The 26,641-nt window shown below is 66.2% G+C and carries 17 protein-coding genes; 9 read left to right on the top strand and 8 right to left on the bottom strand.

What is annotated here, in order from left to right:
- Nucleotides 1-14: 14 nt before the first annotated feature.
- On the bottom strand, nt 15-3,566 hold the full coding sequence (locus NG900_RS13860; RefSeq protein ID WP_252681254.1) for an EAL domain-containing protein: 3,552 nt from the start codon (nt 3,564-3,566) through the stop codon (nt 15-17).
- A gap of 728 nt (nt 3,567-4,294) precedes the next feature.
- Between NG900_RS13860 and NG900_RS13855 the strand changes: the two genes are divergently transcribed.
- The 4 genes from NG900_RS13855 to NG900_RS13840 all read left to right on the top strand — a co-directional run bounded on the left by NG900_RS13855 (nt 4,295) and on the right by NG900_RS13840 (nt 7,262).
- Nucleotides 4,295-4,600, top strand: coding sequence for a FeoA family protein (locus NG900_RS13855; RefSeq protein WP_252681251.1), 306 nt, complete (start codon nt 4,295-4,297; stop codon nt 4,598-4,600).
- A 58-nt stretch (nt 4,601-4,658) separates the two neighbouring features.
- Nucleotides 4,659-6,524 (top strand): ferrous iron transporter B, encoded by a 1,866-nt coding sequence (gene feoB, locus NG900_RS13850; protein WP_252681248.1) that lies wholly within the window; start codon nt 4,659-4,661, stop codon nt 6,522-6,524.
- Nucleotides 6,521-6,838, top strand: coding sequence for a DUF6587 family protein (locus NG900_RS13845; protein ID WP_252681245.1), 318 nt, complete (start codon nt 6,521-6,523; stop codon nt 6,836-6,838). The genes feoB and NG900_RS13845 overlap by 4 nt, the downstream gene beginning before the upstream one ends.
- Nucleotides 6,839-6,956: 118 nt before the next feature.
- Nucleotides 6,957-7,262, top strand: a complete 306-nt coding sequence (locus tag NG900_RS13840) for a hypothetical protein (protein WP_252681242.1) — start codon at nt 6,957-6,959, stop codon at nt 7,260-7,262.
- Between the two features lie 9 nt (nt 7,263-7,271).
- Here NG900_RS13840 and NG900_RS13835 read toward each other — a convergent pair whose 3' ends face one another.
- The 5 genes from NG900_RS13835 to NG900_RS13815 form a co-directional block, all read right to left on the bottom strand.
- Entirely contained in the window at nt 7,272-7,523 is a 252-nt protein-coding gene (locus tag NG900_RS13835; protein ID WP_252681239.1) for a hypothetical protein, read from the bottom strand.
- 96 nt (nt 7,524-7,619) lie between these two features.
- Nucleotides 7,620-8,057, bottom strand: coding sequence for a ferric iron uptake transcriptional regulator (gene fur / locus NG900_RS13830; RefSeq protein WP_252681235.1), 438 nt, complete (start codon nt 8,055-8,057; stop codon nt 7,620-7,622).
- A gap of 452 nt (nt 8,058-8,509) precedes the next feature.
- Nucleotides 8,510-9,736 (bottom strand): CynX/NimT family MFS transporter, encoded by a 1,227-nt coding sequence (locus NG900_RS13825; protein ID WP_252681232.1) that lies wholly within the window; start codon nt 9,734-9,736, stop codon nt 8,510-8,512.
- Nucleotides 9,733-10,188, bottom strand: a complete 456-nt coding sequence (locus tag NG900_RS13820) for a nucleoside deaminase (RefSeq protein WP_252681229.1) — start codon at nt 10,186-10,188, stop codon at nt 9,733-9,735. Before NG900_RS13820 ends, NG900_RS13825 begins: the two co-directional genes overlap by 4 nt.
- 47 nt (nt 10,189-10,235) lie before the next feature.
- A complete protein-coding gene (locus tag NG900_RS13815; RefSeq protein ID WP_252681227.1) occupies nt 10,236-10,904 on the bottom strand; it encodes an ankyrin repeat domain-containing protein in 669 nt (222 codons plus the stop codon).
- Between the two features lie 99 nt (nt 10,905-11,003).
- On the opposite strand from NG900_RS13815, the gene NG900_RS13810 reads away from it, so the two are divergent.
- Complete coding sequence (locus NG900_RS13810; RefSeq protein ID WP_252681225.1) at nt 11,004-11,891, top strand: LysR family transcriptional regulator; 888 nt, start codon at nt 11,004-11,006, stop codon at nt 11,889-11,891.
- A gap of 64 nt (nt 11,892-11,955) precedes the next feature.
- Here the strand turns inward: NG900_RS13810 and ahpF are convergent, their stop codons facing one another.
- Both ahpF and ahpC read right to left on the bottom strand, forming a co-directional pair.
- Nucleotides 11,956-13,530: an alkyl hydroperoxide reductase subunit F gene (ahpF, locus tag NG900_RS13805; protein ID WP_252681222.1), complete on the bottom strand. Its 1,575-nt coding sequence runs from the start codon at nt 13,528-13,530 to the stop codon at nt 11,956-11,958.
- A gap of 124 nt (nt 13,531-13,654) precedes the next feature.
- Entirely contained in the window at nt 13,655-14,218 is a 564-nt protein-coding gene (gene ahpC / locus NG900_RS13800) for an alkyl hydroperoxide reductase subunit C (protein WP_004627987.1), read from the bottom strand.
- A 401-nt stretch (nt 14,219-14,619) separates the two neighbouring features.
- Between ahpC and glgA the strand changes: the two genes are divergently transcribed.
- The 4 genes from glgA to glgB are packed head-to-tail and all read left to right on the top strand — an operon-like array spanning nt 14,620 to nt 25,664.
- Nucleotides 14,620-16,251, top strand: a complete 1,632-nt coding sequence (gene glgA / locus NG900_RS13795) for a glycogen synthase GlgA (RefSeq protein WP_252681219.1) — start codon at nt 14,620-14,622, stop codon at nt 16,249-16,251.
- A gap of 31 nt (nt 16,252-16,282) precedes the next feature.
- A complete protein-coding gene (locus tag NG900_RS13790; protein ID WP_252681216.1) occupies nt 16,283-19,870 on the top strand; it encodes a maltotransferase domain-containing protein in 3,588 nt (1,195 codons plus the stop codon).
- A complete protein-coding gene (gene treS / locus NG900_RS13785; protein WP_252681214.1) occupies nt 19,867-23,361 on the top strand; it encodes a maltose alpha-D-glucosyltransferase in 3,495 nt (1,164 codons plus the stop codon). The genes NG900_RS13790 and treS overlap by 4 nt, the downstream gene beginning before the upstream one ends.
- A 53-nt stretch (nt 23,362-23,414) precedes the next feature.
- A complete protein-coding gene (gene glgB, locus NG900_RS13780) occupies nt 23,415-25,664 on the top strand; it encodes a 1,4-alpha-glucan branching protein GlgB (protein WP_252682137.1) in 2,250 nt (749 codons plus the stop codon).
- Nucleotides 25,665-26,641 lie beyond the last annotated feature (977 nt).

Genomic DNA, 26,641 nt, shown 5'->3' with positions numbered 1-26,641 from the left:
TGCAGTGGCGGCGCCTACAGCGCGAAGCGTGTGTCGCGCTCCAGCAGCGCCGTCACCGCGTCGGGCAGCAGCGGCTCGCTGAAGTAGTAGCCCTGCAGCACGTCGCACTGGTGCGAAGCCAGGAAGGCGGACTGCGCGGCATCTTCCACGCCTTCGGCGCACACCTTCACCCCCAGGTTGTGGGCGAGCACCACCACGGTCGTGCAGATGGCCGCGTCGTTGGAGTCGCGGTCGATGTCCTTGACGAACGCGCGGTCGATCTTGATCAGGTCGATCGGCAAGCGCTTCAGATACGCCAGGCTCGAATAGCCCGTGCCGAAGTCGTCGATGGCGATACGCACGCCGAGCTGGCGGATGGCGGTGAGGTCTTCGATGGTGCGCTCGGTGCCTTCCATCAGCATCGACTCGGTCACCTCCAGCTCCAGGAAGCCCGAGCCCAGACCGTACTGGCGCTGCAGCTTGAGCAGCGTCGGCAGCACCGTGCCGCGCTTGAACTGCAGCGGCGACACGTTCACGGCAATCGTCAGGTCATCGGCCAGGCCGAGCGCATGCCATTGGGCGTGCTGCTGCGCCGCCTCGGCCAGCACCCAATTACCGATCTCGACGATCAGGCCGCTCTCCTCGGCCACCGGGATGAACGCGGCCGGCGGCAGCAGCCCGCGCGTTGGGTGGATCCAGCGGATCAGCGCTTCCAGCCCGCATACGCGGCCGGTCTTGGTATCGATCTGCGGCTGGTACAGCAGGCGGAACTGGCCATGCTCCAGCGCGGCCCGGATCTGATGCTCCAGGTTCAGGCGGTACGACACGCCGATGTCCATTTCGGGTGCGAAGAACTCCAGGCGGTTGCGGCCGTTCTGCTTGGCGTAGTACATCGCCATCTCGGCATGGCGGATGAGGCTGTCGGCATCCGCACCGTGCGCCGGATACTCGGCCACGCCGATGCTGGCCGTCACGAACACCTCGTGGCCTTCCACGCGAATCGGCTCGTTAAAGAGATCGAAGCCGACATCGACACCACGCGAGCCCGCGTGCGAGATCACCAGCGCGAACACGTCACCGCCAAAGCGCGCCACGGTGTCGACCGTATCGGCCGCGTCGCGCAGTCGCTCGGCCACGCGGCGCAGCACCTCGTCGCCCAGCAGGTGGCCAAGGCTGTCGTTGATGACCTTGAAGCGATCGATGTTGACCAGCGCCACATAGAAACGGCTGCGCTGGCGCGCGGCCATCTCGACCGACTGCTGCACGCGGTCAGCCAGCAGCGTGCGGTTGGGCAGGCCGGTGAGCGGATCGATGGTGGCGTGCTGCGCCAGGCGCGTGCGCGTCATTTCCTGCTCGGTCACGTCGTCCTGGATACCAACGTAATGCGTGACCGCACCCTTGGCATCGCGCACGGGCGAGAGCAGGAAGTTGTTCAGGAACGCGTGGCCGTCCTTGCGGAAGTTGCGCAGCAGCACGCGGGCCTCGCTCGCATCCCGCAGGGCGGCCCGCACTTCATTGAGCGCCGGCTGCCCCGGCTCGGACGAATGCAGGAAGCGGGCGTTGCGGCCCAGCACCTCTTCGGCGCGGTAGCCAGTCATGCGCTCGAAGCCAGGGTTCACATAGACCAGCGGCAAATCCGGCTGCTGCGCGTCGGCCACGGAAATGCCCGATGGCACGGACTCGACCACGCGACGCAGCAGGCGCAACTGATCATCGGATTCGCGCCGCTCGGTGATGTCCTGCATGGTGCCGAACAGGGCAACGACCTCGTCGCGATCGTTGCGCTCGATGTTGCCGCGCGAGAGCACCCAGCGGTGTTCACCGTCGCGGCGAATCATCTCCAGCTCCAGCGAATACGGCTCGCCCTCGGTCACGGCACGGCTGGCCGCTTCGCGCAGGCGGTTGTAGCTCTCGGCGGTGAAGAACTGCCCCTGCTGCGCAAAGGTGGGCGGCGTGCCCAGCGGCATGCCGGTCAGCACATACATGCCCGACGACCACGTGGCCGAATCGCGCAGCACATCCCAGCGCCAGCTGCCCAGCAGCGCGATCTGCTCGGCCACACGCAGGTTCGCTTCGCTGGTGCGCAGTTCCTGCTCCATGGCCGAGCGCAACGAGATGTCGGTCACCCCGCCGACCATGCGCACGGCGCGGCCATCGTCGCCGCGGTAGATGCTCGCGCGGATCTCCACCGTGCGCGTCGCGCCGTTAGCGTCGATCACGCGGCAGACGCGCTGCCAGCTGTCGCGCTCGGAGTTCAACACCGCACGCAACGCGTTGCCGAAGGCTTCCACGTCGTCCGGGTGCACGAACTGATGGAAGGTCAGCGTGCGCGAGGTGCCGCCACCCATGCCGTCGTCATCGCCCGGGCTCAGCAGCGCATCGCTGCCGAGCAACCGATGCAGGCTGGCGTTGGCCCACGACTCGCCCGTGGCGATGTTCCAGTCGAAGATCCAGTCGTTGGTGGCGCGCGCCACGCGCTGGAAGCGTTCGGTCAGGCGGTGGACGGTGGCGTCGTGCCGCTGGATGGCGCCGCGCATTTCATTGAAGGCGCGTTCGAGCACCGACAACTCGTCGCGCGACGATGCGTGTTCGGCCACGCGCGCGGAAAAATCGCCCGCAGCGTAATGGCGTGCCGCATCCACGAGCGCGTCGATACGCGGCATGACCAGCCGCCGCAGCGTCATCTGGATCAGCGCCAGCAGCATTACGACCATCAGCAGGATGGCGCCGCCGCCGGCCAGCGTGATGTCACGCTGCTGGCGGACGATGTCGGTGGCGTCCACGCCGCGCACGATGCGCAGGTGCCCGCCAGCCGCATGCGGCACCAGCATCGCGGCGTAAGCCCGGCGTACGCCGTCGGTGTCGTCCACCAGCACGGGTGCGCCCGGTTGCTGGCCCGCGGCGGCCACCAGGTGCCCACGCACGATGGCCGGCACCTGTGCAGCCTCCAGCGTGCCGCGGGTCGACAACACGTTGCCGGCCGCATCCACCAGGTAGACCGGCGCCTCCGGCATGTTGTCCACGGCCGCCGCCATCAGCGCGGTCTGCCGCACCGCAGCGTAGGCCACGCCACGGATGGCGCCATCGCCGCCTGCCATTGGCCGCGCAGAAATCAACACGGCCTGGCCGGAAGCGCGTCCGGTGACGAAGGTCGACAGGGATGGTCGGCCCGTCGCCATGATTTCGTTGACGTACGGCCGGTCCGACAAATCGATGCCGAGCTTCACCGTGTCGGGCGTGCATACCAGCTTGCGATGCGCGTCGATGATGCCGAGGTTGGCGAGCTCACTCTGGTGATGGAAGACGCGGTTGACGAAACCGCTGCACTCCTGCTCGTCCATGCGCAGCGCCGAGTCGTCGGCCACCAGCACGGAGAGCAGCGTATTCGCGTTGGACAGCACCATGCCGACGCGCGCGGCGGCGGCTTCGGTTTCGTGGGTCAGGCGTTGGGCAAGATGGTCGTTGAGCCGGTCCCGGTAGAGCGCCACGCCGGCCATCGCCACGATGATGGCCGGCAATGCGGCCACCGCGGCAAGGGCAAGCAAGCGGCCACGCAGCGTGGTGGGAAAGAGAGCGTGCTTCGGCACTTGGATGACCGGTAGAGCCTTATATGGAGAGCATGTGCACTCTGCGCTTGCACGATGCGCGGCTCAAGGACCGACTCCTCGGCGCACGATGCAGTTGCAGCATCGTGCCGGCAGGCGGCTGACGCAGTGCGCAAGCATTTTGCTTGCAATTCCTATCACACGCAACTTGTGGATAGTCTGTACGAAACCGCGCTGCAGATCGGCATCACGGGCGGCCGAACGGGCAGTAGCAGCGTGCGCGATCACGCAGCGCAGGCCACCGTTTGTCGCGCTCCCGAACTGGGATCCGACAACCCGCGCCCATCGGAAACCGCGACGGGGACAACACACCCTCTGGGGCCCCTGCCCCCGCACATCGCCTACACTCGGCAATCGCCCATGAAAAAAGCCACCGGATAGCGGTACCCGGTGGCTTGAAGAATACGCTTTGAACGGGGAAGTTCAGCGCGTTTGAAGCATAGGCAATGGTCCATGCCCGCGCCAATACCCAGGATGGGGTAATTTGGCAAAAACCCTGCACTGACGGCGGTTTTGCGCCCGCGCCCCCTTCGGGTGTGCTTTTGGCACAACGCTCGCCTGTGCCGCCACCTCCGCATAAACCCTCCCTCCGAAATACCGATTCCCGGCGACCGGACGCCGCAGCCCGTCAGGCGTGATGTTGCGATATAATGAAAACGATTCGCATTTAGCCTCCTTGCTGTACCACCTCAGATTAACGATCACGCACGATGCGGCTTTCCGAGCTTTCCCGCCGGGCGACGGCGGTGGTGGATCACGTTGAAGACCGTGAGCCCGCCGATCCCATCAGCCAGCGCCTGCGCGAACTTGGGTTCGTGACGGGTGAAGAGGTGCGGGTCGTGGCGGTTGGCCCATTCGGCGGCGACCCGCTGGTCGTACAAGTGGGCTTTACCCGCTTTGCATTGCGCCGCCAGGAGGCGGCCCGCGTACGCTTGCGCGCCGAAGCGGCCGGGCAGCCCGGCGCCGTTACGGCCTCAGAAACGGCTCCGCCGCCCAAGGAGCGCGAGGCGGCCTGACGACAGCCAAACGCCGCCACCCATTGCCGCCGCTTTGCGGCCCCGCTTATCCGGCTTCATGCAGATGCACGCTTCCTCCACCTCTTCCTCCTCCAGCGCACTGCGCGTCGCCCTGGTCGGCAACCCGAACTGCGGCAAGACCGCGCTGTTCAACCTGCTGACGGGCAGCCGCCAGAAGGTCGCCAACTACGCGGGTGTGACGGTCGAGCGCAAGGAAGGCCGCTTTACCGCCCCGTCGGGCCGGCATGTGCAGATTCTCGACCTGCCCGGCGCCTACAGCCTGGTCGCCACCAGCCCCGACGAAGCCATCACCCGCGATATCTGCCTCGGTACGTTCCGCGGCGAGGCCCGCCCCGACCTGCTGATCTGCGTGGTGGATGCCACCAACCTGCGCCTGCATCTGCGCTTCGTGCTGGAACTGCAACGCCTGGGGCTGCCGATGGTGCTCGCACTCAACATGGTGGATGCAGCCGAACGGCGCGGCATCCGCATCGACCGCGCCAAGCTGCAAGCTGCGCTGGGCGTTCCGGTGGTGCAGACGGTGGCCATCAAGCGCAATGGCGCGGCAGAACTTGTCGCGCATATCGATCACGAGCAGTTGCCCGCCGTGCCGGTTGGGCTGCCGACCGATGCCGACCCGCACATCGAGGTGAAGCGCCTGCTCGACGCGGCTGTCTCGATGCCCCGCAGCACCGCCGAGCTGGATGACCGGCTCGACCGCATCGTGCTGCACCCCGTGTTCGGCCTGGCGCTGCTGGCCGTGCTGATGTTCTTCATGTTCCAGGCCGTGTTTTCGTGGGCACAGCCGCTCATGGACGGCATCCAGGGCGCGGTGGAAGCCGTGGGCGTGTGGGTCGGCACGGTCATGCCCGACGGCATGCTCAAGAGCTTGCTGGTCAACGGGATCATCGCGGGCACGGGCAGCGTGCTGGTGTTCCTGCCGCAGATCCTGATCCTGTTCCTCTTCATCCTGTCACTGGAAGAGTCTGGCTATCTGCCGCGTGCGGCCTTCCTGCTCGACCGGCTGATGGCGGGCGCGGGGCTGTCAGGCCGCTCGTTCATCCCGCTGCTCTCCAGCTTTGCGTGTGCAATCCCCGGCGTGATGGCCACGCGCACGATCCAGGATCCGCGCGACCGTCTGGTGACGATTCTCGTTGCGCCGCTGATGACGTGTTCTGCCCGGCTGCCGGTGTATGCGCTGCTGATCGGCGCCTTCATTCCGGTGCGGCAGGTGTGGGGCGTGTTCAACCTGCAGGGGCTGGTGCTGTTCGGGCTGTACATGGCGGGCATCGTGTCGGCGCTGGTCGTGGCCTACGTGCTCAAGTACCTCAAGCGCGATCGCAACGAACACCCGCTCATCCTGGAACTGCCATCGTACCGCCTGCCGAGCGTGCGCAACCTCGCTGTGGGTCTGCTGGAACGCGCGCGCATCTTCCTGCGCCGCATCGGCACGGTCATCCTCAAGATGATGGTGGTGCTGTGGTTCCTGTCGACGTTCCCGGCGCCGCCGGCAAACGCCACCCTACCGGCCATCGACTACAGCTTTGCCGGCATGATCGGCCGCGCGCTGGAAGTCGTGTTCGCGCCGATCGGTTTTACGTGGCAGATGTGCATTGCGCTGATTCCGGGCATGGCCGCGCGCGAAGTGGCCGTGGGCGCGCTGGCAACGGTGTATTCGTTGTCGGCTACGCATGAAGATGCAGCGGCGCAACTCGCGCCGATCATCTCGCAGCAATGGTCGCTGGCCACGGCGCTGGCCTTCCTGGCGTGGTACGTGTACGCGCCGCAGTGCATCTCGACGCTGGCTACCATCCGCCGCGAGACGAACTCGTGGAAGGTCATGGCGAGCACCGCCGGGTATCTCTTCGCGCTGGCCTACCTGGCCGCCTTCGCCACCTACCAGATCGCACGGGTGCTGACATGAGCCTGTACCACGTTGTCGAAACCGGCGTCGTTGCCACGGTCGTGGCAGTGAGCGCGCTGTCGCTCACTGGCCGCTATGCGCCGGCCATGCGCGCCCGCACGATGGCGCGCGTGGCTGGCTGGTGTGATCGGCCGTCGCGACCGGAGTGGATGCGCGCCTTCGGGCAACGCCTGCTCACGCCTGGCGCGACGCCGTCGTGTCACTCCGATCCGCTCTCGGGCAGCGCCTGCGGCAGCGGTTGCAGTGGTTGTGCGTCGGGCGAATCGTCGTCCGCTGCGATGGAACAGCCGATCCACTTCGTGCGCCGCAGGTAACCGCGCCGACGCAACGTCACAACACCAACGGGCTCGCATGGGGACAAACCATGCGGGCCCGTTTTGTTTTTGTGAAGCGCAGGCGTAGACTGGTCCAAACCTGAACGGGGGACGCATCATGACCGAAGAACTGCTGGTCCAGTTGATTGCGGAAGTCGAGAAGGAAGACCCAGTGGATTTCGCCAACCTGCCCTTCGACGAGCAGATGTTGCGTGACCTGGTCTGCAAGCTGGTCTCGCGCCAGCTGTCGCAAATGGAAGAAGCCCATTTCAGCCAAGACGAGGTGATCGTCTCGCTCACCGCGAGCATCGCCAAGCTGGTGCTCGAAAACCTCGTGCTGAATGCACGCCTGCTGGCACAGCAGGGGCATGGCGAAAGCGCTCGCGCACTACTCGAGCGGATCTCTCGCCAGGCAAAGGGATAACGCTATCCGTTAGTGAGCCGGCACCACGTTGTACTGCGTGCGTGCCAGCGTCAACAAGCGCTTGGCGACTGACAGGCCACGAATGGCGGCCGCATCATCGTCGGTGGGGAAATCAAACTCGGCGCTCCAATTGCAGCCGGTGTGATCGGGGCGGTGAATGCACATCGCGCGCAGTTCGCACTGGGCGCATTCCGGGTGTTGCTGGACGCAGCGGGCCAGCAGTGTCTTGAGTTCATCTTCGGACTTCAGACGGCGTCGCATCGGCATCTCCTGGGTAACACGGTGGTTGGAACCGCCGCCGCCCGATGAGTTTCGCCACGATGCCCCGATACTGTTTCAGGGCGTTACCGTACGGTGTCAGTGTGAAGCGCCGGCGGCCGCCTGACACGCTGGGCACACGCCATAGAGCGCGAGCGCGTGATCGCGCAGGACGAAGCCGCGATCGTTTGCGACGTGCTCCTGCCGCGCCTCGATGGCATCGTCGTGAAACTCTTCCACGCGGCCGCACGACAGACAGATCAGGTGATCGTGGTGCGCACCCTCGTTGAGTTCGTACACCGCATGGCCGGCTTCGAACGTATGGCGCAGCAGCACGCCGGCATCCACCAGCTGATTGAGCACGCGATAGACCGTCGAGATGCCGACATCGAGCTCCGATGTGAGCAACTGGCGGTACACATCTTCTGCGCTCAGGTGACGGCCGTGGTCCGTGCCGGCGGTCAGGATTTCCAGGATCTTGACGCGCGGCGACGTGGCTTTGAGCCCGGCCCGGCGTAGGTCGGTCGAGTTTGGCATGGCGTTCGTTAGGGCGAGATTTGGGTACAGCAGGCGGGGCACGACAGCAGGTCAGAACACCGAGTGACGGGCATTCGCAACCGTGCAGACACGGTCACTGCGTTCTGAAAAAAAATGGCATGGCTGGCAGCCCGGGAAAGTCGCAGTCGGGAAAGCGGGGTCTGAGTGCTTTCCCGACTGTCGGGCGGCTTGCTACGGCCAAACGCTCTGTGTGTCAGAGCGGTCCCCACAAAAGACCGGTGGCTGGGCGCCAACTTACGCAGTGGCAGGCGCGCGCAGCGGAATTCGGTTCGACGCGCTGTGCTTTTGGGGATGCCCTTTCGGGGTGTGTCCATCGGCTGCAGCGCTGTCGATGGACACACTATAAATGCGAATGATTCGCATTACAAGAGATTTTTGAAGGCCGTGGGTGAACTTGCTCCGGGCGCGGTGACCCGGCAACGCGCGCGGAGTTACACGGACCCAATGGCGCGTGTATAGCCGGCAGGCGCGAAGCGTAGCGTCGTGGCCATCGATGCGACCACGATCGCGATCAGCAGCAGCCACGGCATCTGGAAGCCCCCCGTGGCTTCGCGCAGCCAGCCGACTGCGTAAGGAATGATCCCCGTGATGATGAAGCCGATCCCTTGCACGAATGCCGCGAGGTAACCCGCGGCACGGGCGTCAGGCAGGTGATCCAGCGTGAGCGTCAGGCACAGGGGGAACATCGAGCCCAGGCCGCAGCCGATCAGCGCGACCCACAGTACGGTGCCGGTGAGAGGCGAGAGCAGCAGGCCGACGATTCCCAGAAGCTGCATGACCAGCATTGCCATCAGCCACGGGCGCTGATCCGGCGAGCGCCGCGCCAGCAACGGCAAGGCAAACGCGCCCATCACCTGGAAGATCGTCATCACGCCGATGAGGCCGCCGGCGTTCTGCGCGCTCCAGCCGAGTTGGCGATAGAACATGGGCAGCCACGCGATCATGCTGGTGTAGCCGCCGTTGGCCGCGCCAAAGTAGATCGCCAGGAGCCACGCGCGCCGGTTGCCGAAGAAGTTGAGCACGGGGCCGCGCTGCACGGGTGCGGCGGCTTCGCGTGGGCGCGCGGTGGACCACAGGACCAGCGCCGCCAGTGCCGGCAACGCCCACACGCCGAGGCCAACGTGCCAGTCCGCCATATGCGCAATGCGCGGACTGAGCGTGGCGGCAATGCCGCCGCCCGCCATCAGCGACGAGGAGTACAAACCCAGCGCCATCGGCACGCGCTGCGGAAACCATCGCTTGACGATGCCGGGCACCAGCGCCTGGACGATCGCCACGCCTGTGCCGGCCAATGCCGCACTGGCGATCAGCCCGGCACCATGTGTTGCCCACAGCCGCCACACGCAGGCGCCTGCGATGGCCAACAGACTGCATGCCACACCGCGATGCTCCGGCAGCCAGCGTTCGAGCCACGGCAAAAACAGCGCCACGCTGCCCATGCACAGCACGGGAATCACCGTGAGCAGCGATGCGCCTTGCAAACCCAGGCCCGTGCCGGCGCGAATCTCCGCCAGCAACGGGCCGATGGTCGTGAGGATCGGCCGCAGGTTCAGCCCAAGCGCGATCACCACCGCCACGCCGATCCAACCGGCGTCGATGCGCGCGGAAGATGCGGAGGATGCGCCCGCTGTGGCGCCCTGTGCGGCCACCTCGCTCACGATTGACGCGCCTGCCACGCCTCGTACAGACCGCGCTCACCCGTGGGCTTCAGCGGACGCAGTTGGAGTACACGCGCCTCGGGAGCGCGGCTGATTTCTTCATACGACGCGACAGTCGAAAAATCGAACGGTTCGCCGTCCGCATCCGAATACGCAACGAATGCGGTCCGGATGCCGCAGCGCGCCATGGCGGCGTAGCACATGGAACACGGTTGGCCACTGGCGTACATGACGGCGCCAGTCATGTCAGGCGTGCCGAGCTTGGCGCTGGCTTCGCGAATGGCCTGGATCTCGGCGTGGGCCGTGGGGTCGTGCGTAATGTGCGTCTTGTTCGAGGTGCTGGCGAGAATCTCGCCGTTGCGCACGAGCACGGCGCCGAACGGCTGGCCGCCGGCCTCCACATTGGCGTAGGCCTGTGCAACGGCTTCGCGCATGTACTGTTCATCGGTCATGGTGTTCTCCAGTCAGCGTGATGGGTGAGTGACTTGCGACCTGCAGATCAACGCGCTCCGGCAGCGACGAGCATGTCAGCGATCGCCTTCTGGCCACGCTCGCGGGCGTGCTGTAGCGGCGTCACGCCCTTGCTGTCGGCGAGGTTGACATTGGCGCCGTGATCGATCAGCAAACGGACGATCTGCTGGTGGCGCGGGCCGCCGTCGCTCAGCAGAATGGCTTCGAGCAGCCCCGTCCAGCCGAGCTTGTTGACGTGGTTCACGTCGACGCCGGCATCGAGCAGCGTCTTGACAACTTCGACGTGGCCGCGTTCGCAGGCAGGGATCAGCGCCGTGCCGCCGTAGCGGTTGGTGCTCTTGAGGTTGGCGCCGTGGCTGAGCGTGAGGCGCAGGATCTCGAGCCGCCCTTCGGCGCCGGCCAGCAGATAGGCGCTATCGAGCCGCTTGTTCTTTGCGTTGACGTCGGCGCCGGCGTCGATCAGGGCGCGTGCCGTGTCGACGTGATTGCCTTGCGTGGCGAGCAATAGCGGCGTGTTGTCGCCGCCATCACGCACATCCACCGGCACGCCTTGCTTCAACTGCTCGACCACCTTGCCGGTATCGCCCTTGGCCGCTGCATTCAACAGCCAGGACGGCTCACCGGCCGCTGCGCCGCCAGTTGCCGCGCCAAACGCGCATGCGAGAACCAGCCAACGTTTCCAGACACGCAATGCCATGCCGGCGACCTCCATTTGCGGTGAGTAAGCAGCCGATTATGGTTGCGCGCCTAAATATGTTCAAATTAAATAGTTGAATGACGTCCAGTGAGATTTCAAATGATTGATCTCGTCCTATTGCGCAGCTTTGTCACGGTGGTGGATACCGGCAACTTCACGCGGGCAGCCGAGCACCTGCACCTGACGCAATCGACCGTCAGCCAGCAGATCCTGCGGCTGGAGCAGCAACTGGACTGCCGCCTGCTCGACCGCAGCCAGCGCCAGGTGCTGCCCACCGAAGAAGGCGATCGCCTGCTCGGCTATGCGCGCCGGCTGCTGCGCCTGGCCAACGAGGCCAGCGAGGCGCTCAGCCCCGAGCACACCGAGGGCGTGCTGCGCCTGGGCGTGCCGGAAGACCTCGGCAGCGGCGCGCTGATGCCGCTCATCGCCAGCTTTGCGCGCGAACGCCCACGGCTGCGGCTGGAGGTGGAAAGCGGCTTGTCTCACCATCTGCTGCGCCAGTACCGCAATGGCGATCTGGACTTGCTGCTGGTCAAGCAATGGGGCACCGACAGCGACTGCCATGCGCGCTGGGCGGAACCGATCTGTTGGATCGACAGCGCCGAGCGGCCGCACATGCCGCCGCCCGGACCATCGCAACCGCCGCTGCCGCTGGTGGTGTTTCCAGTCGGCGCGCTGTATCGGCAGGAGATGCTGCACGCGCTGGAATCGATCGGCCAAGCGTGGCGCATCACGTATTCAAGCCCGAGCCTGGCCAGCCTGTGTGCGGCGGTCAGCGCGGGGTTGGGCGTAAGCCTGCTGCCGGCCAGCACCGTGCAGGCCGGGCATCGGGTGCTCGGCACCGCGGATGGATTTCCGGAAATTGGTGGGCTCGAGCTGGCTCTGTTTGCCCGGCCGGACGTCGACAGCGCGGGCCGCGTGCTGCGCGATCGTCTGGTCGATATGTGCAGCGAGCGGGCAAAGACACTGCTTTCCGCCGCCGGTTGAATGCCAAAGAAAAAAGCCGGACCTGCTTTGCGCAAGGTCCGGCTTCGTACAGCGTGTTTCAGCTTCAGGCCGCTTCGGCCAGCGGCACGCGGATCAGGTGGTCGAACGCCGACAATGCAGCCTTAGCGCCATCACCGGTGGCGATGATGATCTGCTTGTACGGCGTCGTGGTCGCATCGCCTGCGGCGAACACGCCTTCCGCGCTGGTCTGGCCGCGCGCGTCGACGACGATCTCGCCGAAGCGGTTGCGTTCCAGTGCACCGTCCAGCCACTCAGTGTTGGGCACCAGGCCGATCTGCACGAACACGCCTTCGAGCGCGATTTCGTGCTCGACGCCATCCACGCGGCTCTTGTAGCGCAAGCCGTTGACCTTCTGGCCGTCACCGGTGATCTCGGTGGTCTGCGCGTTGGTGACGATGGTGGCGTTCGACAGGCTTTGCAGCTTGCGCACCAGCACGGCATCGGCCTTCAGCTCGCTCGCAAACTCGATCAGCGTGACGTGATTCACCAGGCCGGCGAGGTCGATGGCCGCTTCCACGCCCGAGTTGCCGCCACCGATCACGGCCACGCGCTTGCCCTTGAACAGCGGGCCATCGCAGTGCGGGCAGTAGGCCACGCCCTTGTTCTTGTACTCCTGCTCGCCCGGCACGTTGACGTTGCGCCAGCGCGCGCCGGTCGACAGGATGATCGAGCGGCCCTTGAGCACCGCGCCATTGGCCAGCGTGACCTCGGCAAAGCCGCCCGGCTTGTCTGCCGGCGTGAGCTTGACCGCGCGCTGCGTGTTCATGATGTCGACGTCGTACTGGCGCACGTGCTGCTCCAGCGCGGCGGCAAACTTCGGCCCTTCGGTCTCCTGCACGGAGATGAAGTTCTCGATGCCCAGCGTGTCGAGCACCTGGCCGCCAAAGCGTTCGGCCACCACACCGGTGCGCACGCCCTTGCGTGCCGCGTACACGGCTGCAGCGGCGCCTGCCGGGCCACCGCCGACGATCAGCACTTCGTACGGATCCTTGGCGGCGAGCTTTTCAGCATCACGCGCGGCAGCGCCGGTGTCGATCTTGGCGAGAATTTCTTCCACGCCCATGCGGCCCGTCCCAAACGTTTCGCCGTTCAGGAACACGGTCGGCACGGCCATGATCTGGCGCGCTTCGATTTCGCCCTGATACAGCGCGCCGTCGATGGCGACGTGCTGGATGCGCGGGTTGATCACGGACATCACGTTCAGCGCCTGGACCACGTCCGGGCAGTTCTGGCACGTGAGCGACATGTAGGTCTCGAAGCGGAAATCCCCTTCGATATTCCGGATCTGCTCGATGACGTCGGCTTCGAGCTTGGGCGCATAGCCGCCCACTTGCAGGAGCGCCAGCACGAGCGAGGTGAACTCGTGGCCCGTCGGGATGGCGGCAAAGCGCACGCTCACATCGGCGCCGGTGCGGCGGATCAGGAACGACGGTGCGCGTTCGGCAGCGTCGCGTTGTTCGGTCAGCACGATCATGCTGGACTGCTCGGCCACATCACGCAGCAGGTCCATCATGTCGCGGGAGCCCTCGCTGTCATCGACGTTGGCGACCAGCTCAATGGGCTGCACGAGGCGTTCGAGGTAGGCCTTCAGTTGGGCCTTGACATCAGCATCCAGCATGACGACTTCCTTTGTATTCGTTGAGTCTGAAACGGGGCGCGGCACATGCCTGCGCCCTTAAGCAAACGGCCGGCAGAGCCGGCCGTTTTTCACGCTGCATTTCTGCAGCAACAGCCTTGACAACTTAGATCTTGCCGACCAGGTCCAGCGACGGCTTGATGGTCTTCGCGCCTTCGTTCCACTTGGCCGGGCACACGTTGCCCGGGTTGTTGGCGACGAACTGGGCAGCCTTGAGCTTGCGCAGGGTTTCCTTCACGTCACGGGCGATGGCGTTGTCGTGCACTTCCATCGTCTTGATCACGCCTTGCGGGTCGATCACGAACGTGCCGCGCAGGGCCAGGCCTTCTTCGGGGATGTGCACGCCGAAGGCGTTGGTCAGCGCGTGGGTGGGGTCGCCCACCAGCGGGAACTGGGCCTTGCCGACGGCCGGCGAGGTTTCGTGCCACACCTTGTGCGAGAAGTGCGTGTCGGTCGTGACGATGTAGACCTCAGCACCAGCCTTCTGGAATTCAGCGTAGTTGTCCGCTGCGTCTTCCACTTCGGTCGGGCAGTTGAAGGTGAATGCGGCCGGCATGAAGATCAGCACGGACCACTTGCCCTTGAGCGACTCATCCGTAACTTCGATGAACTTGCCGTTATGGAACGCTTGGGCCTTGAACGGTTGGACTTGAGTATTGATCAGCGACATAGTGGTTTTCGGTTGGGTTGCTTGGTTGACAACGGAGTGAATCGTATCGTCGTTCGACCTATTGCACAAGTTGATTGATCTGATTTTACTGATTGTTTTTTTCTATTGCTCTGACGCCCGGCGACCGCTGCCCGAAGCACCACATCCCTTCGATGTGCGTCCGCACGCATAGACGAAATTACACAACGCACCCGCAGGTTGCACACCCCGCACCCGTTCGCGAACGGCGCGCATCACGTACAGCCAAGGCGCCGTGCTCGAAGGTTCACAGCTTTGTCAGCGTCTGTCCGACTGGCATAGGTCTTGCGCGATGGGGAGGATCAAAAACCTCCGCCGCGCACCTGCGCCCTCCACCGCTCATGCTGGTGGCTGATGGCCCGGCCGGCGATTCCCCCGGGAGCATGACCTTGTCGCTGAACGTCCTGTTTGTCGCTTCGGAAGCCGTGCCGCTGGCCAAGACCGGCGGCCTTGCAGATATGGTCGGGGCGTGCGCCGGCGCATTGCGGCGTGCGGGCCTGAAGGTGACGGTGATGCTGCCGGGCTATCCGGACGCGATCGCCCAGTTGCAGCACCCGCGCACCGTGTGCGAATGGACCGACCTGCCAGGCGGTCGTGCACGCCTGCTGAACGGCCGTATGGGCCCGCAAGGCATTCCGGTGCTGCTGTTCGATGCGCCGGCGCTGTTTGCGCGGCCGGGCAATCCGTACCTGGACGACCACGGCGAGCCATATGACGACAACGCCCTGCGCTTTGCCGCCTTCAGCCAGGCCGCCGCGCGCGTGGCAGGTGGTATGCCCGGCGTGCATCGCTTTGATCTCGTGCAGGCACACGACTGGCATACAGGCCTGGTGCCCCTGTTCATCAAGCGCGCGCAGGTGCCGGTCAAGACTGTCTTTACCGTGCACAACCTCGCCTTCCAGGGCAACTTCCCGATGCGCGTGGTGCCGGATATCGGCGTGCCGCCCGATGCGGCGCACGAGGCCGAATTCTGGGGCCAGTTCAGCTTCCTGAAGGCCGGCCTGCTGTGGGCCGACCGCATCACCACGGTCAGCCACGCCTATGCGCGCGAGATCCTGATCGATGGCACGGGCTGCGGCATGGAAGACCTGCTGCGTGCTCGCCAGCAGGACCTCGTCGCCATCCTCAACGGCATTGACAACGATGTGTGGAACCCGTCGAAAGACCCGCTGCTGCCGCAACCGTTCTTTGCCGCCAACCTGAGCGGCAAGCACATCGCCAAGCGCGCGCTGCAGCAGCGCTTCGGCCTGCCCGAGGATGCCAAGGCGCCGTTGCTGGCGGTGGGCAGCCGCCTGACGCACCAGAAGATGGCCGACGTGACGCTGCAGGCGCTGCCGCAGTTGCTCGAATCCAACCCGCAACTGCAGGTGGCCGTGCTCGGCTGCGGTGAGCACCGATACGAGACCGGCATGGCCGAACTCGCGGTGCGCTATCCGCGCCAGGTGGCCGTGAAGATCGGCTACACCGAGGCCCATGCCCACCTGCTGCACGGCGGCGCCGACATCCTGCTGCACGGCAGCCGCTTCGAACCCTGTGGCCTGACCCCGCTGTACGCCATGCGTTACGGCACGGTGCCGGTGGCCTCCCGCGCGGGCGGGCTGATCGACACCATCACCGATCACGGCTCGCCCGAAGCCGCGCTGCACGGCGCCACGGGTTTCCTGTTCGACGGCGACACCGCCGAGGCGATGGTGGCCGCCGTGGAGCGCGCGCTGCGCATCTTTGCCCAGCCGCAGGCGTGGCGCATCCTGCAATACAACGGCATGACGACCGATTTCGGCTGGTCGCAGCCGGCGCGTGAATACATCGCGCTGTATCGCAACCTGGTGCCGGCCGCTACGCCAATGCCGGCCGTGACGCTGGCCCAGGCATCCGCCACGCAAGACCCGCTGCACACACCACGCCCCGACCAACCTGTGCGCACGCCGGCGCGGCGACGCTCGACGGCCCTGCCCGACGAGGTCAGAGCGCACGCGGTAGCGCGCGCCGCCCGCGCCGAGAAGATCCGTGCCTGACCGCACCTGACGCGCTGCCCCGCTTTCACGCATGCCCGAGACCAAATCGCCAAAGCCCGCCTCTTCCCGCAAAACCACGGCCGCGCTCAAGGCGGCCAAGCCCCCCGGCAGCGAAGCCAAATCGGTGACGAAGCCGGTGCCCCGCGCGCCCAGCGCTACGGCGCCCCCCTATGCCCCCGCCATCTGCTACCTGCATCCGCTGCAACTCGGCCGGCTCGACCGGTGGGATGGCGTGCTGGACCGCATCGCCTCACTGGGTTTCGATCATGTGCTGATGGCGCCGCCATTTGCGGTGGGCGCCGCCGGCAACGTGTTCGTCACGCGGGACCACGCCCAACTGCACGACGCGCTGGGTGACGGACCGGCCGATGCGGCCATCGCCAAGCTGGCCGAAGCATGCCGTGCGCGCGGGCTCGCGCCGCTGCTCGACCTCGTGATCGACCGGGTGGCCGTAGATGCGCCCTTGCGCGCCGACCACCCCGACTGGTTTGCGGCCCACGCCGAAGACGGCGATGCGCTGGACCCCCGCCTGCCGCCCTCGCACCTCGAAGTGGCCTCGTTCCGGCATGACGACCCGCGCTGCGCCGACGCCATCCTCGCGTGGTGGGCGCAGCAGTTGCGCGCCTGGGCCGCGCTCGGCATCGGCGGATTCCGCTGTGAAGCTCCCGCGCGCCTGCCTGCGGGGCGTTGGCGAACCCTGATACACGATGCACGCAAGGACGCGACCGAGCTGCGCTTCCTCGCGTGGACCCCCGGCATGGATGGCGCCGCCATCGATGCGCTGGCGGGCGCCGGCTTCGATGCCACGTTCTCGTCGCTGCGCTGGTGGGATTTCCGCGCGGGCTGGATGGTGGAGGAGCACGCGCGGCTGGCCGCCGTGGCGCCGCCCATTGCCACCGTGGAAGCGCCGTTCGGCACGCGCTACGGCCAGGCATTCGGCGATGCGATGGTGCGCGAGCGCGCGTACCGCCGGCTGCTGCACGTGGCCGATACGCTCGACGCCGGCTGGCTGATGCCGCTGGGGTTCGAGCGCGGCGCGCTGCTGCCGATGCTGGCCGAGCGCGGCGACCCGTCCGACCAGCAGTGGATCGACGCACACGCCGCCTTCGATTTGAGCGACGCGGTGCGCGATGTGAACGCCACCATCCGCGCCGCGTGTGAGACAAACAGCGAGACCAACACGGTGGCACCGCACGCCGAACTGCGCATGCTGACCGGCCCCGATGCGCCGGCCACTGCCCTGCTGCGCGCCGACGGCCCCGACCTGCGCGCGAGCGATGCCGCCACGCTCACCGTCATCAACCCGGATCTGCACATGGGCGTGTCGGTGCATGCGGACCACTTCCTGCCCGGCGTGGCTGGCGGCTTCACGCGCGGGGTGGCGCTGGACCTGCTGACCGAACCAGTCGGCAGTTGCGACGACACCCTGCGCGCCGATGCCCGGCCCCTGGCCGAGATCGACCTGCTGCCCGGCGACGTGCAGGTCTGGCGCGTGTTCCGCAACGCGCCGGTGCGCTATCCCGCCGCCGGCAAGCCTGCAAAGGCCCCCCGCACGAAGAGTGGCGATGCGAAGGACCCGGTCAATGCCGCCATTGCGTCGCCACGCATCGGCATCGAACAGGTGCAGCCCTCCGTTGACGACGGCCGCTTTGCCGTGAAGCGCCTGGTGGGCGACGACATCGTCGTCGAAGCGGATGTGCTGATGGACGGACACGACCAACTGGCCGTGCACCTGCTGTGGCGCGCACAGGACGAAGACACCTGGCAAAACGTGCCGATGGTGCCGCTGGGCAATGACCGCTGGCGCGGCGCATTCCGGCCAGAACGGCTCGGACGGCACGTGTACGCCGTGGGCGCGTGGCGCGATGCGTTCGGCACGTACCGCTCGGAGCTGGAAAAAAAGCACACCGCCGGGGTGGACGTGACGCTGGAGCTGGAAGAAGGCGCGCGCCTGGTTGCGCAGGCGGCCGAGCACGCGCCGAAGGAGGCCGCGGCAGACGCGTTACACAAGCTCGCCCACCTGCTGGCCGATGCAGACCCTAAGCATCGCCTCAAGCTGCTGCTGGACCCCGTCACCGCGCAGGTGATGGCGCAGGCCTCGCACTACCGGCCGTTCTATGTGGAAAGCGTGCCGTATCCGCTGGAGGTGGAACGCGCCGGAGCGGCGTTCGCCAGCTGGTACGAAATCTTCCCCCGCTCCGCCTCGGACGACGAACAGCGGCACGGCACCTTCGATGATGTGATCCGCCGCCTGGGCGCCATCCGCGGCATGGGCTTCGACGTGCTGTACTTCCCGCCCATCCACCCCATCGGGCGGACCAATCGCAAGGGCCGCAACAACAGCCTGCAGGCTGCCCCGGATGACCCCGGCAGCCCGTACGCCATCGGCGCGGCAGAAGGCGGGCACGATGCCATCCACCCGCAGCTCGGCACGCTGGACGATTTCCGCCGTCTGCGCGATGCAGCCCGCGAGAAAGGCCTGGAGCTGGCGCTCGACTTCGCCATCCAATGCTCGCCCGACCACCCGTGGCTGCGCGAGCACCCCGGCTGGTTTGCGTGGCGCCCCGACGGCAGCATCAAATACGCCGAGAACCCGCCCAAGAAGTACGAAGACATCGTCAACGTCGACTTCTATGCGCACGACGCCAAACCCGCGCTGTGGATCGCCCTGCGCGACGTGGTGATGTTCTGGGCCGACGAAGGCGTGCGCCTGTTCCGCGTGGACAACCCGCACACCAAACCGTTGCCGTTCTGGGAATGGATGATCGGCGAGGTGCGCGCGCGTTATCCCGATGCGGTATTCCTGTCCGAAGCCTTTACGCGGCCCAAGGTGATGTACCGGCTGGCGAAGGTAGGGTTCTCGCAGTCGTACACGTACTTCACGTGGCGGCACACCAAGCAGGAATTCATCGACTACCTGACCGAGCTGACGCGCACGCCGGTGCGGGAATACTTCCGCCCGCACTTCTTCGTCAACACGCCGGACATCAATCCGGTGTTTCTGCAGACATCGGGCCGGCCAGGATTCTTGATCCGCGCCGCGCTGGCCGCCACGCTGTCGGGCCTCTGGGGCGTGTACAACGGCTTCGAGCTGTGCGAAGGGCGATCGATCCCGGGCAAGGAGGAGTACCTCGATTCCGAGAAGTACCAGCTGCGCGCGTGGGACCACGACCGCCCCGGCAACATCGTCAAAGAGATCGCGCTGCTCAACCGGATTCGCCGGGCAAACCCGGCGCTGCACTCGCACCTGGGCGTGACGTTCCAGCCCGCCTCGGGCGAGCACATCCTGTTCTTCAGCAAATCGACGCCGCCGGTGCTGCCCAGCAACCCGGCCGAGGTTGCCAACGCCCTGCAGCATGGGGAGCAGGACCGCTTCGGCGACAACACGCTGTTCGTTGCCATCAACCTCGACCCGCATCACGCGCACGAATCCGACATCGAACTGCCGCTGTGGCAATGGGGCCTGCCCGACCACGGTGCGCTGATGGCGGAGAACCTGGCCAGCGGCCAGCGCACGGTATGGCGCGGCAAGTGGCAGCACATCCGCCTGGAGCCCGAGCAGCCGTTTGCCATCTGGCGCGTGCGCCCGGCCCTGCCATCGGAGGAACAACCGTCATGACGCGCAACCCGACCGCGCTGCTGGTGGACGACCCGCTCTGGTACAAGGACGCCGTCATCTATCAGATCCACGTCAAGTCGTTCTGCGATTCGGACAACGACGGCGTGGGGGATTTCCCCGGCCTGATCTCCAAGCTCGACTACATCGCCGAGCTGGGCGTGGATGTGATCTGGCTGCTGCCGTTCTACCCGTCGCCGCGCCGCGATGACGGCTACGACATCGCCGAATACCGCAGCGTGCACCCCGACTACGGCACCATGGCCGACGCGCGCCGCTTCATTGCCGAGGCGCATGCGCGCGGGCTGCGCGTCATCACGGAACTCGTCATCAACCACACGTCGGACCAGCACCCGTGGTTCCAGCGCGCGCGGCGCGCCAAGCCGGGGTCTGCGCTGCGCGACTTTTATGTGTGGTCCGACAACGACAAGAAGTACGCCGGCACGCGCATCATCTTCATCGACACCGAGCCCTCCAACTGGACATGGGACCCGGTGGCCAAGGCCTACTACTGGCACCGCTTCTATTCGCACCAGCCTGATCTGAACTTCGACAACCCGCGCGTGCTGAAAGCGGTGCTCGGCGTGATGAAGTTCTGGCTGAACCTGGGCGTGGATGGCCTGCGGCTGGACGCCGTGCCGTACCTGGTGGAGCGCGAAGGCACGTCGAACGAGAACCTGCCCGAGACGCACGCCGTGCTGCGCAAGATCCGCGCGGCCATGGACGCGGAGTTCAAGAACCGCCTGCTGCTGGCCGAGGCCAACCAGTGGCCGGAAGACACGCAGGAATACTTCGGCGCCGGCGACGAATGCCACATGGCGTTCCACTTTCCGCTGATGCCGCGCATGTACATGGCGATCGCGCGCGAAGACCGCTTCCCGATCACCGACATCATGCGGCAGACGCCGGAAGTGCCGAACACCTGCCAATGGGCGATCTTCCTGCGCAACCACGATGAGCTGACGCTCGAAATGGTGACCGACGCCGAGCGCGATTACCTCTGGGAGGTCTACGCCAGCGATCGCCGCGCGCGCCTGAACCTCGGCATCCGCCGCCGCCTCGCGCCGCTGCTGGAGCGCGACCGCCGCCGCGTGGAGCTCATGAACAGCCTGCTGTTCTCGATGCCCGGCACGCCCGTCATGTACTACGGTGACGAGATCGGCATGGGCGACAACATCCACCTGGGCGACCGTGACGGCGTGCGCACGCCGATGCAGTGGTCGCCCGACCGCAACGGCGGCTTCTCTCGCGCCGATCCGGAGCAACTGGTGCTGCCGGCCATCATGGGCTCGCTGTACGGCTATGAATCGGTCAACGTGGAGGCACAGAGCCGCGATGCGCATTCGCTGCTGAACTGGACGCGCCGGCTGCTTGCCACGCGCAAGCGGCATCGCGTGTTCGGGCGGGGCTCCATCCAATTTTTGCAGCCGGCCAACCGCAAGGTGCTGGCCTATATCCGCGCGCTGGAGGGCGAGGCACCCATCCTGTGCGTGGCGAATCTCTCCCGCGCATCACAGGCGGTGGAGCTCGACTTGTCGGCGTTTGCACAGCGCGTGCCGGTGGAGCTGATCGGCGGGACGGCGTTTCCGCCCATCGGCCAGTTGTCGTACCTGCTCACGCTGCCGCCGTATGCGTTCTACTGGCTGGAGCTGCGCGAGAACGAGCCCGGCCCAAGCTGGTCGCAACCCGCAGCCGAGCAACTGCCGGAGTTCACCACGCTGGTGCTGCGCGCCGGGCTGGATGCCGTGGCCGACACGCGCCTGCGCGAGGCACACCGCCAGCAGATCGAACGCGAGATCCTGCCCACCTACCTGCCCAAGCGCCGCTGGTTTGCCGCCAAGGACAGCGTGCTGCGCAGCGCGAAGTTCGCCTGGGGCGCGGCAGTGCCGGTGGATGCCGCGTCCACCAACCGCCCGCTGGCCGGCGCGACGCGGCCCGAGGTGTTCTTCAACGAGGTGGCCGTCACACTGGGGGCGCCGGATGGCACCGAGCGTGTCGAGCGCTACCTGCTGCCGCTGTCGATCGCATGGGAGTCGGCCACGCTGCCGGCGCTACCGATTCAGCTCGCCTTGGCGCGCGTGCGCCGTGGCCGCCATGTCGGCTACCTCACCGACGCCTTCGCCACTGAGACGTTCGCGCGCGCGCTGCTCACCAACCTCGTGCGCGGGGTCACGCTGGAAGCCAACGACGGCACCGTCAGCTTCGAGCCCGAACCGAACATCGCAGAGCTGGCCGAGCCCGCCGAAAGCGCAGAAGCCGGGGCCGTGCGCCCGGCCCCGCTGCCGCTTGCGCCTGACGCGCCCATCCACTGGCTGGCTGCAGAACAATCGAACAGCTCGCTGGTGATTGGCGAATCGGTCATCGTCAAACTGATCCGCCGCATCGCCATAGGCATCCACCCCGAGGTGGAGATGACGCGCCACCTCACGCGCGTGGGCTATGCCAACACGGCCGCGCTGATCGGCGAAATCGCGCACCACAGCGCGGCCGGCGAACGCGCCACACTGGCCGTCATGCAGAGCTTCGTGCCCAACCAGGGCGATGCGTGGACATGGGCGCTGGACTACCTGCGCCGCAACATCGATGAACTGGCCGTGCAGATGGAAGGCGTGACGGCGGGCGACGGGGCATCGTCACCGGTGGCGGTATCCGAGGCCCGCGTGGACACCGACGAGGCCCTGGCCGGCTACGTCAGCTTCATCGGCATGATCGGCACGCGCCTGGGCGAGCTGCATGCGGCACTGGCTGCGCCCACGGAAGACCCGAACTTCGGTGCCCGGATTGCCGACACCGATGACGCTGCCTATTGGACAGCCCGCGTGAGCGAACAGCTCACCCGCGCGCTCGACAACCTGACGGCATGGCAACAGCAAAACCCGGAGAGCGCCCAGCAACCCGACGTGCAGTGGCTGCTGTCACAACGCCAGGCACTGCTCGACGCCGCGCGAAAACATGCGGAGGACGGCCTGGGCGCGAAGCTCTCGCGCATCCACGGCGACTTCCACCTCGGCCAGGTGCTGGTGGCACAGGGCGATGCCTTCCTGATCGACTTTGAAGGCGAGCCCTCGCGCCCGGTGGAAGAGCGCCGGCGCAAGACCAGCCCGCTGCGCGACGTGGCCGGGCTGATGCGCTCGCTCGACTACGTGGTGGGTGCCATGCGGCAAGGCCCCGAGCACGTGGCCGGCCCCGCGCAGGAGCGCCGCAACCATCTGCTCGACGTATTCCGCGCGGCCTCGACGGAGCGCTTCCTGGAAGCCTATGCCGCCGCCATTCGGGGGCCCGATCTGAACACGCTCGACCAGCCCGTTGTGGATCTCCACCTGCTCGACCTCTTCCTGCTGGAGAAGGCCGCGTACGAAGTCAACTACGAGGCTTCCAACCGGCCAGGGTGGCTGCCGATTCCACTGGCAGGCTTCACGCGCGTGGCACGCCGCCTGCTGCATGCGGAACCACCGCCACCCGCCGCGGAAGATTCGACCGGAGGCCCACCGTGACCGCGCTCGACTTTGCCACCCGACCCAAAGCCACCACTGCGCCCGAACCCCCGATGGCGCTGCCACCCGGCGTGGACCAGACACAGGTGGATGCGCTCACGCATGGCCGCCTGGGTGATCCGTTCGCCGTGCTGGGGCCGCATCGCGTGGAGACGGCAGAGGGGCCGCGCTGGATGGTGCGCGCGTTCTACCCTGGCGCGCGCCGCGTACAGGCTATCGATGCACGGCGCCAGATCATCACCGAATTGACGCCGGTGGGCCGTACCGGGCTGTTCCACGGGCCGCTGTGCGCCGATGCGCAGGACGTGTACGGCCACCCGGAGGTCTATCGACTGCGCATCGTGTGGCCCGCCGGCACGGGTCACGAAGCCGTGCAGGAAGCCGAAGACCCGTACGCCTTCGGCCTGCTGCTGGACGACGAAGACCTGCGCCAGATCAACGAGGGCACGCACTGGACACTGGCGAACTGCCTGGGCGCGCAGGCCATGAAGATGGATGGCATGAGCGGCGTGCGCTTTGCGGTGTGGGCGCCGAATGCGCAGCGGGTGTCCGTGGTGGGCGACTTCAACCAGTGGGACGGTCGCCGCCACCCGATGCGCCTGCGCCACCAGGCCGGCGTGTGGGAACTGTTCCTGCCCAGCGGGCTCGGTGCCGGCCCCGGCGCGCGCTACAAGTTCGAGCTGCTCGGCGCCGACGGCCGCCTGCTGGTCAAGGCAGACCCCGTGGCCCGCCAGACCGAACCGCCGCCGGCCACCGCCTCGGTCGTAGCCGACCCCGCGCCCTTGCGCTGGAGTGACGAGCACTGGATGCAAACCCGCGCCGAGCGCCAGAAGCCCGACGCACCCATCGCCATCTACGAAGTGCATGCGGGCTCGTGGCTGCGCGACCTGGAAGACGGCGGCCGCAACCTGACCTGGGACGAACTCGCCGACCGCCTGATCCCGTATGTGAGCGCACTCGGTTTCACCCACATCGAACTGCTGCCGGTGGCCGAACACCCATTCGGCGGCAGCTGGGGCTATCAACCGCTGGGGTTGTTCGCGCCGTCTGCGCGCTTCGGCACGCCGGAGGCGTTCGCCCGCTTTGTCGACCGCTGCCACCGGGGAAACCTGGGCGTCATCGTCGACTGGGTGCCCGCACACTTCCCGACCGACGCGCACGGCCTGGCGCAATTCGACGGTACGTCGCTGTACGAACACCAGGACCCGCGCGAAGGCTTCCACCAGGACTGGAACACGCTCATCTACAACTTCGGCCGCAACGAAGTGCGCGGCTTCCTGATCGCCAGTGGGCTGGAATGGCTGGAACGCTTTCACATCGACGGCCTGCGTGTGGACGCCGTGGCCTCGATGCTCTACCGCGACTACTCCCGCCGCACCGGTGAGTGGGTACCCAACCGCTACGGCGGCCGTGAAAACCTTGAAGCCGTCGCTTTCCTGCAGCAGATGAACACGGTGGTGCACGAACGCTGCCACGGCGCCATCACCATCGCCGAAGAATCCACCGCGTGGCCGGGCGTGACCGCCCCCGTGGAATTCAACGGCCTGGGGTTCGACTACAAGTGGAACATGGGCTGGATGCACGACACGCTGCACTACATGCAGCGCGACCCGGTGTACCGCCAGCACCATCACGACGGCATGACGTTCGGGCTGGTGTATGCGTTTTCCGAGCACTTCATCCTGCCGATCTCGCACGATGAGGTCGTGCATGGCAAGGGCTCGCTGCTCGGCAAGATGCCGGGTGATGAATGGCAGCGCCTCGCCAACCTGCGTGCCTACCTGGCGTTCATGTGGACGCACCCGGGCAAGAAGCTGCTGTTCATGGGGTGCGAGTTTGGGCAGGTGGGGGAATGGAACCACGATGCCTCGCCCGAGTGGCACCTGCTGGACGACCCGCGGCACCGTGGCGTGCAGCGGCTGGTGCATGACCTCAACGCGCTGTACCGCAGCGAGCCTTCATTGCATGCGCGGGACTGCGCGCCCGAAGGGTTCAACTGGGTGATTGGCGATGACCGGGCCAACAGTGTGTTTGCGTTCCTAAGGCTGGATGGCGAGGGGCGGCCGATGCTGGTGGTGGCGAATATGACGCCTGTGCCGCGGGAGGGGTATCGGATTGGCGTGCCGCCGGCAGACGGGGCTGTGCATTGGCGCGAGGTGCTGAACACGGATGCCGCTGTGTATGGCGGGAGTGATATGGGGAATGGTGGGGCGGTGGATGTGGATCATGTGGCGGCGCATGGGCAGGGGCAGTCTCTGGTGTTGCGGTTGCCGCCGCTTGCGGTTGTTGTTTTTAAGGTTTGAGTTTTTTTGTTGGTGGTGCACCCCTTGTTTCATCCCCTGCCGGGGCTGACTCACTTTCTTTGTCTTGCCAAAGAAAGTCAGCAAAGAAAGGCGCGCCCGAGATGGCGAAAGACTCCTTGAATTTCTGTCGCAGGGAGGGAGGGGAGGCAAACTCGCTTCGCTCAGACAAGCCTCCCCTCTTTTTCCTCCCTGCAACAGAAATTCAAGGCGCCATCTAGGGCAAGGAACGGCCACACCGTCGCGGAACCCTCGGTACTGGCTCTCTGAGTCCCGGTGTTGACGCTTTGAGTATCAGCGCCGGGGCTTTGAGCGTCAGCATCGGCTCTAGGGGACCCGACGTTGACTCTTTGAGACTCGGTGCCGGCTCTCTGAGTCCCGACGTTGGCTCTTTGAGTGTCAACGCTGGGGCTTTGAGCGTCAGCATTGGCTCTAGGGGACCCGACGCCGACGCTTCGAGACTCGGTGCCGGCTCTCTGAGTCCCGATGTTGGCGCTTTGAATGTCAGCGCCGGGGCTTTGAGCGTCAGCGTCGACTCTTGGAGGCCCGGCGTTGGCGCTTCGAGACTCGGTGTGCTGGCTCTCTGAGTCCCAGTGTTGGCTCTCTGAGTGTCAACGCCGGCTCTTTGAGCGTCAGCATCGGCTCTTGGAGGCCCGACGCTGACGCTTCGAGCTCGGTGTGCTGGCTCTCTGAGTCCCAGTGTTGGCTGTCTGAGTGTCAGCGCCGGCTCTTGGAGCGTCAGCATCGACTCTGAGAGGCCCGGCGTTGACTCTGTGAGTGCCAGCGCCGGGGCTTTGGGCGTCAGCATCGGCTCTGGGAGTCCTGGCCTTGACGCTTTGGGCTTCGATAGGAGCAAGAAACACAGCGCCACGGGCAGCGCACAGATGGTGTGGCCGTACCCTGCCCTAGATGGCGCCTTGAATTTGTGTAAGCGGGCGGAAAAAAGAACGGGAACTGTCTGAGCGAAGCGAGTTTTCCCG

Origin of the sequence: Ralstonia soli (assembly GCF_023955655.1) — a bacterium.
Lineage (GTDB): Bacteria > Pseudomonadota > Gammaproteobacteria > Burkholderiales > Burkholderiaceae > Ralstonia > Ralstonia soli.
The sequence above is the reverse complement of the archived record's forward strand: the minus strand, read 5'-3'. Positions and strand labels throughout refer to the sequence as shown.

Bases quoted from the DNA above. Each gene is read 5' to 3' on its own strand.
- NG900_RS13855 (WP_252681251.1), top strand. From the start codon at position 4,295: ATGCGGCTTTCCGAGCTTTCCCGCCGGGCGACGGCGGTGGTGGATCAC.
- feoB (WP_252681248.1), top strand. From the start codon at position 4,659: ATGCAGATGCACGCTTCCTCCACCTCTTCCTCCTCCAGCGCACTGCGC.
- NG900_RS13845 (WP_252681245.1), top strand. From the start codon at position 6,521: ATGAGCCTGTACCACGTTGTCGAAACCGGCGTCGTTGCCACGGTCGTG.
- NG900_RS13840 (WP_252681242.1), top strand. From the start codon at position 6,957: ATGACCGAAGAACTGCTGGTCCAGTTGATTGCGGAAGTCGAGAAGGAA.
- NG900_RS13835 (WP_252681239.1), bottom strand. From the start codon at position 7,523: ATGCGACGCCGTCTGAAGTCCGAAGATGAACTCAAGACACTGCTGGCC.
- fur (WP_252681235.1), bottom strand. From the start codon at position 8,057: ATGCCAAACTCGACCGACCTACGCCGGGCCGGGCTCAAAGCCACGTCG.
- NG900_RS13820 (WP_252681229.1), bottom strand. From the start codon at position 10,188: ATGACCGATGAACAGTACATGCGCGAAGCCGTTGCACAGGCCTACGCC.
- NG900_RS13815 (WP_252681227.1), bottom strand. From the start codon at position 10,904: ATGGCATTGCGTGTCTGGAAACGTTGGCTGGTTCTCGCATGCGCGTTT.
- NG900_RS13810 (WP_252681225.1), top strand. From the start codon at position 11,004: ATGATTGATCTCGTCCTATTGCGCAGCTTTGTCACGGTGGTGGATACC.
- ahpF (WP_252681222.1), bottom strand. From the start codon at position 13,530: ATGCTGGATGCTGATGTCAAGGCCCAACTGAAGGCCTACCTCGAACGC.
- ahpC (WP_004627987.1), bottom strand. From the start codon at position 14,218: ATGTCGCTGATCAATACTCAAGTCCAACCGTTCAAGGCCCAAGCGTTC.
- glgA (WP_252681219.1), top strand. From the start codon at position 14,620: ATGACCTTGTCGCTGAACGTCCTGTTTGTCGCTTCGGAAGCCGTGCCG.
- NG900_RS13790 (WP_252681216.1), top strand. From the start codon at position 16,283: ATGCCCGAGACCAAATCGCCAAAGCCCGCCTCTTCCCGCAAAACCACG.
- treS (WP_252681214.1), top strand. From the start codon at position 19,867: ATGACGCGCAACCCGACCGCGCTGCTGGTGGACGACCCGCTCTGGTAC.
- glgB (WP_252682137.1), top strand. From the start codon at position 23,415: ATGGCGCTGCCACCCGGCGTGGACCAGACACAGGTGGATGCGCTCACG.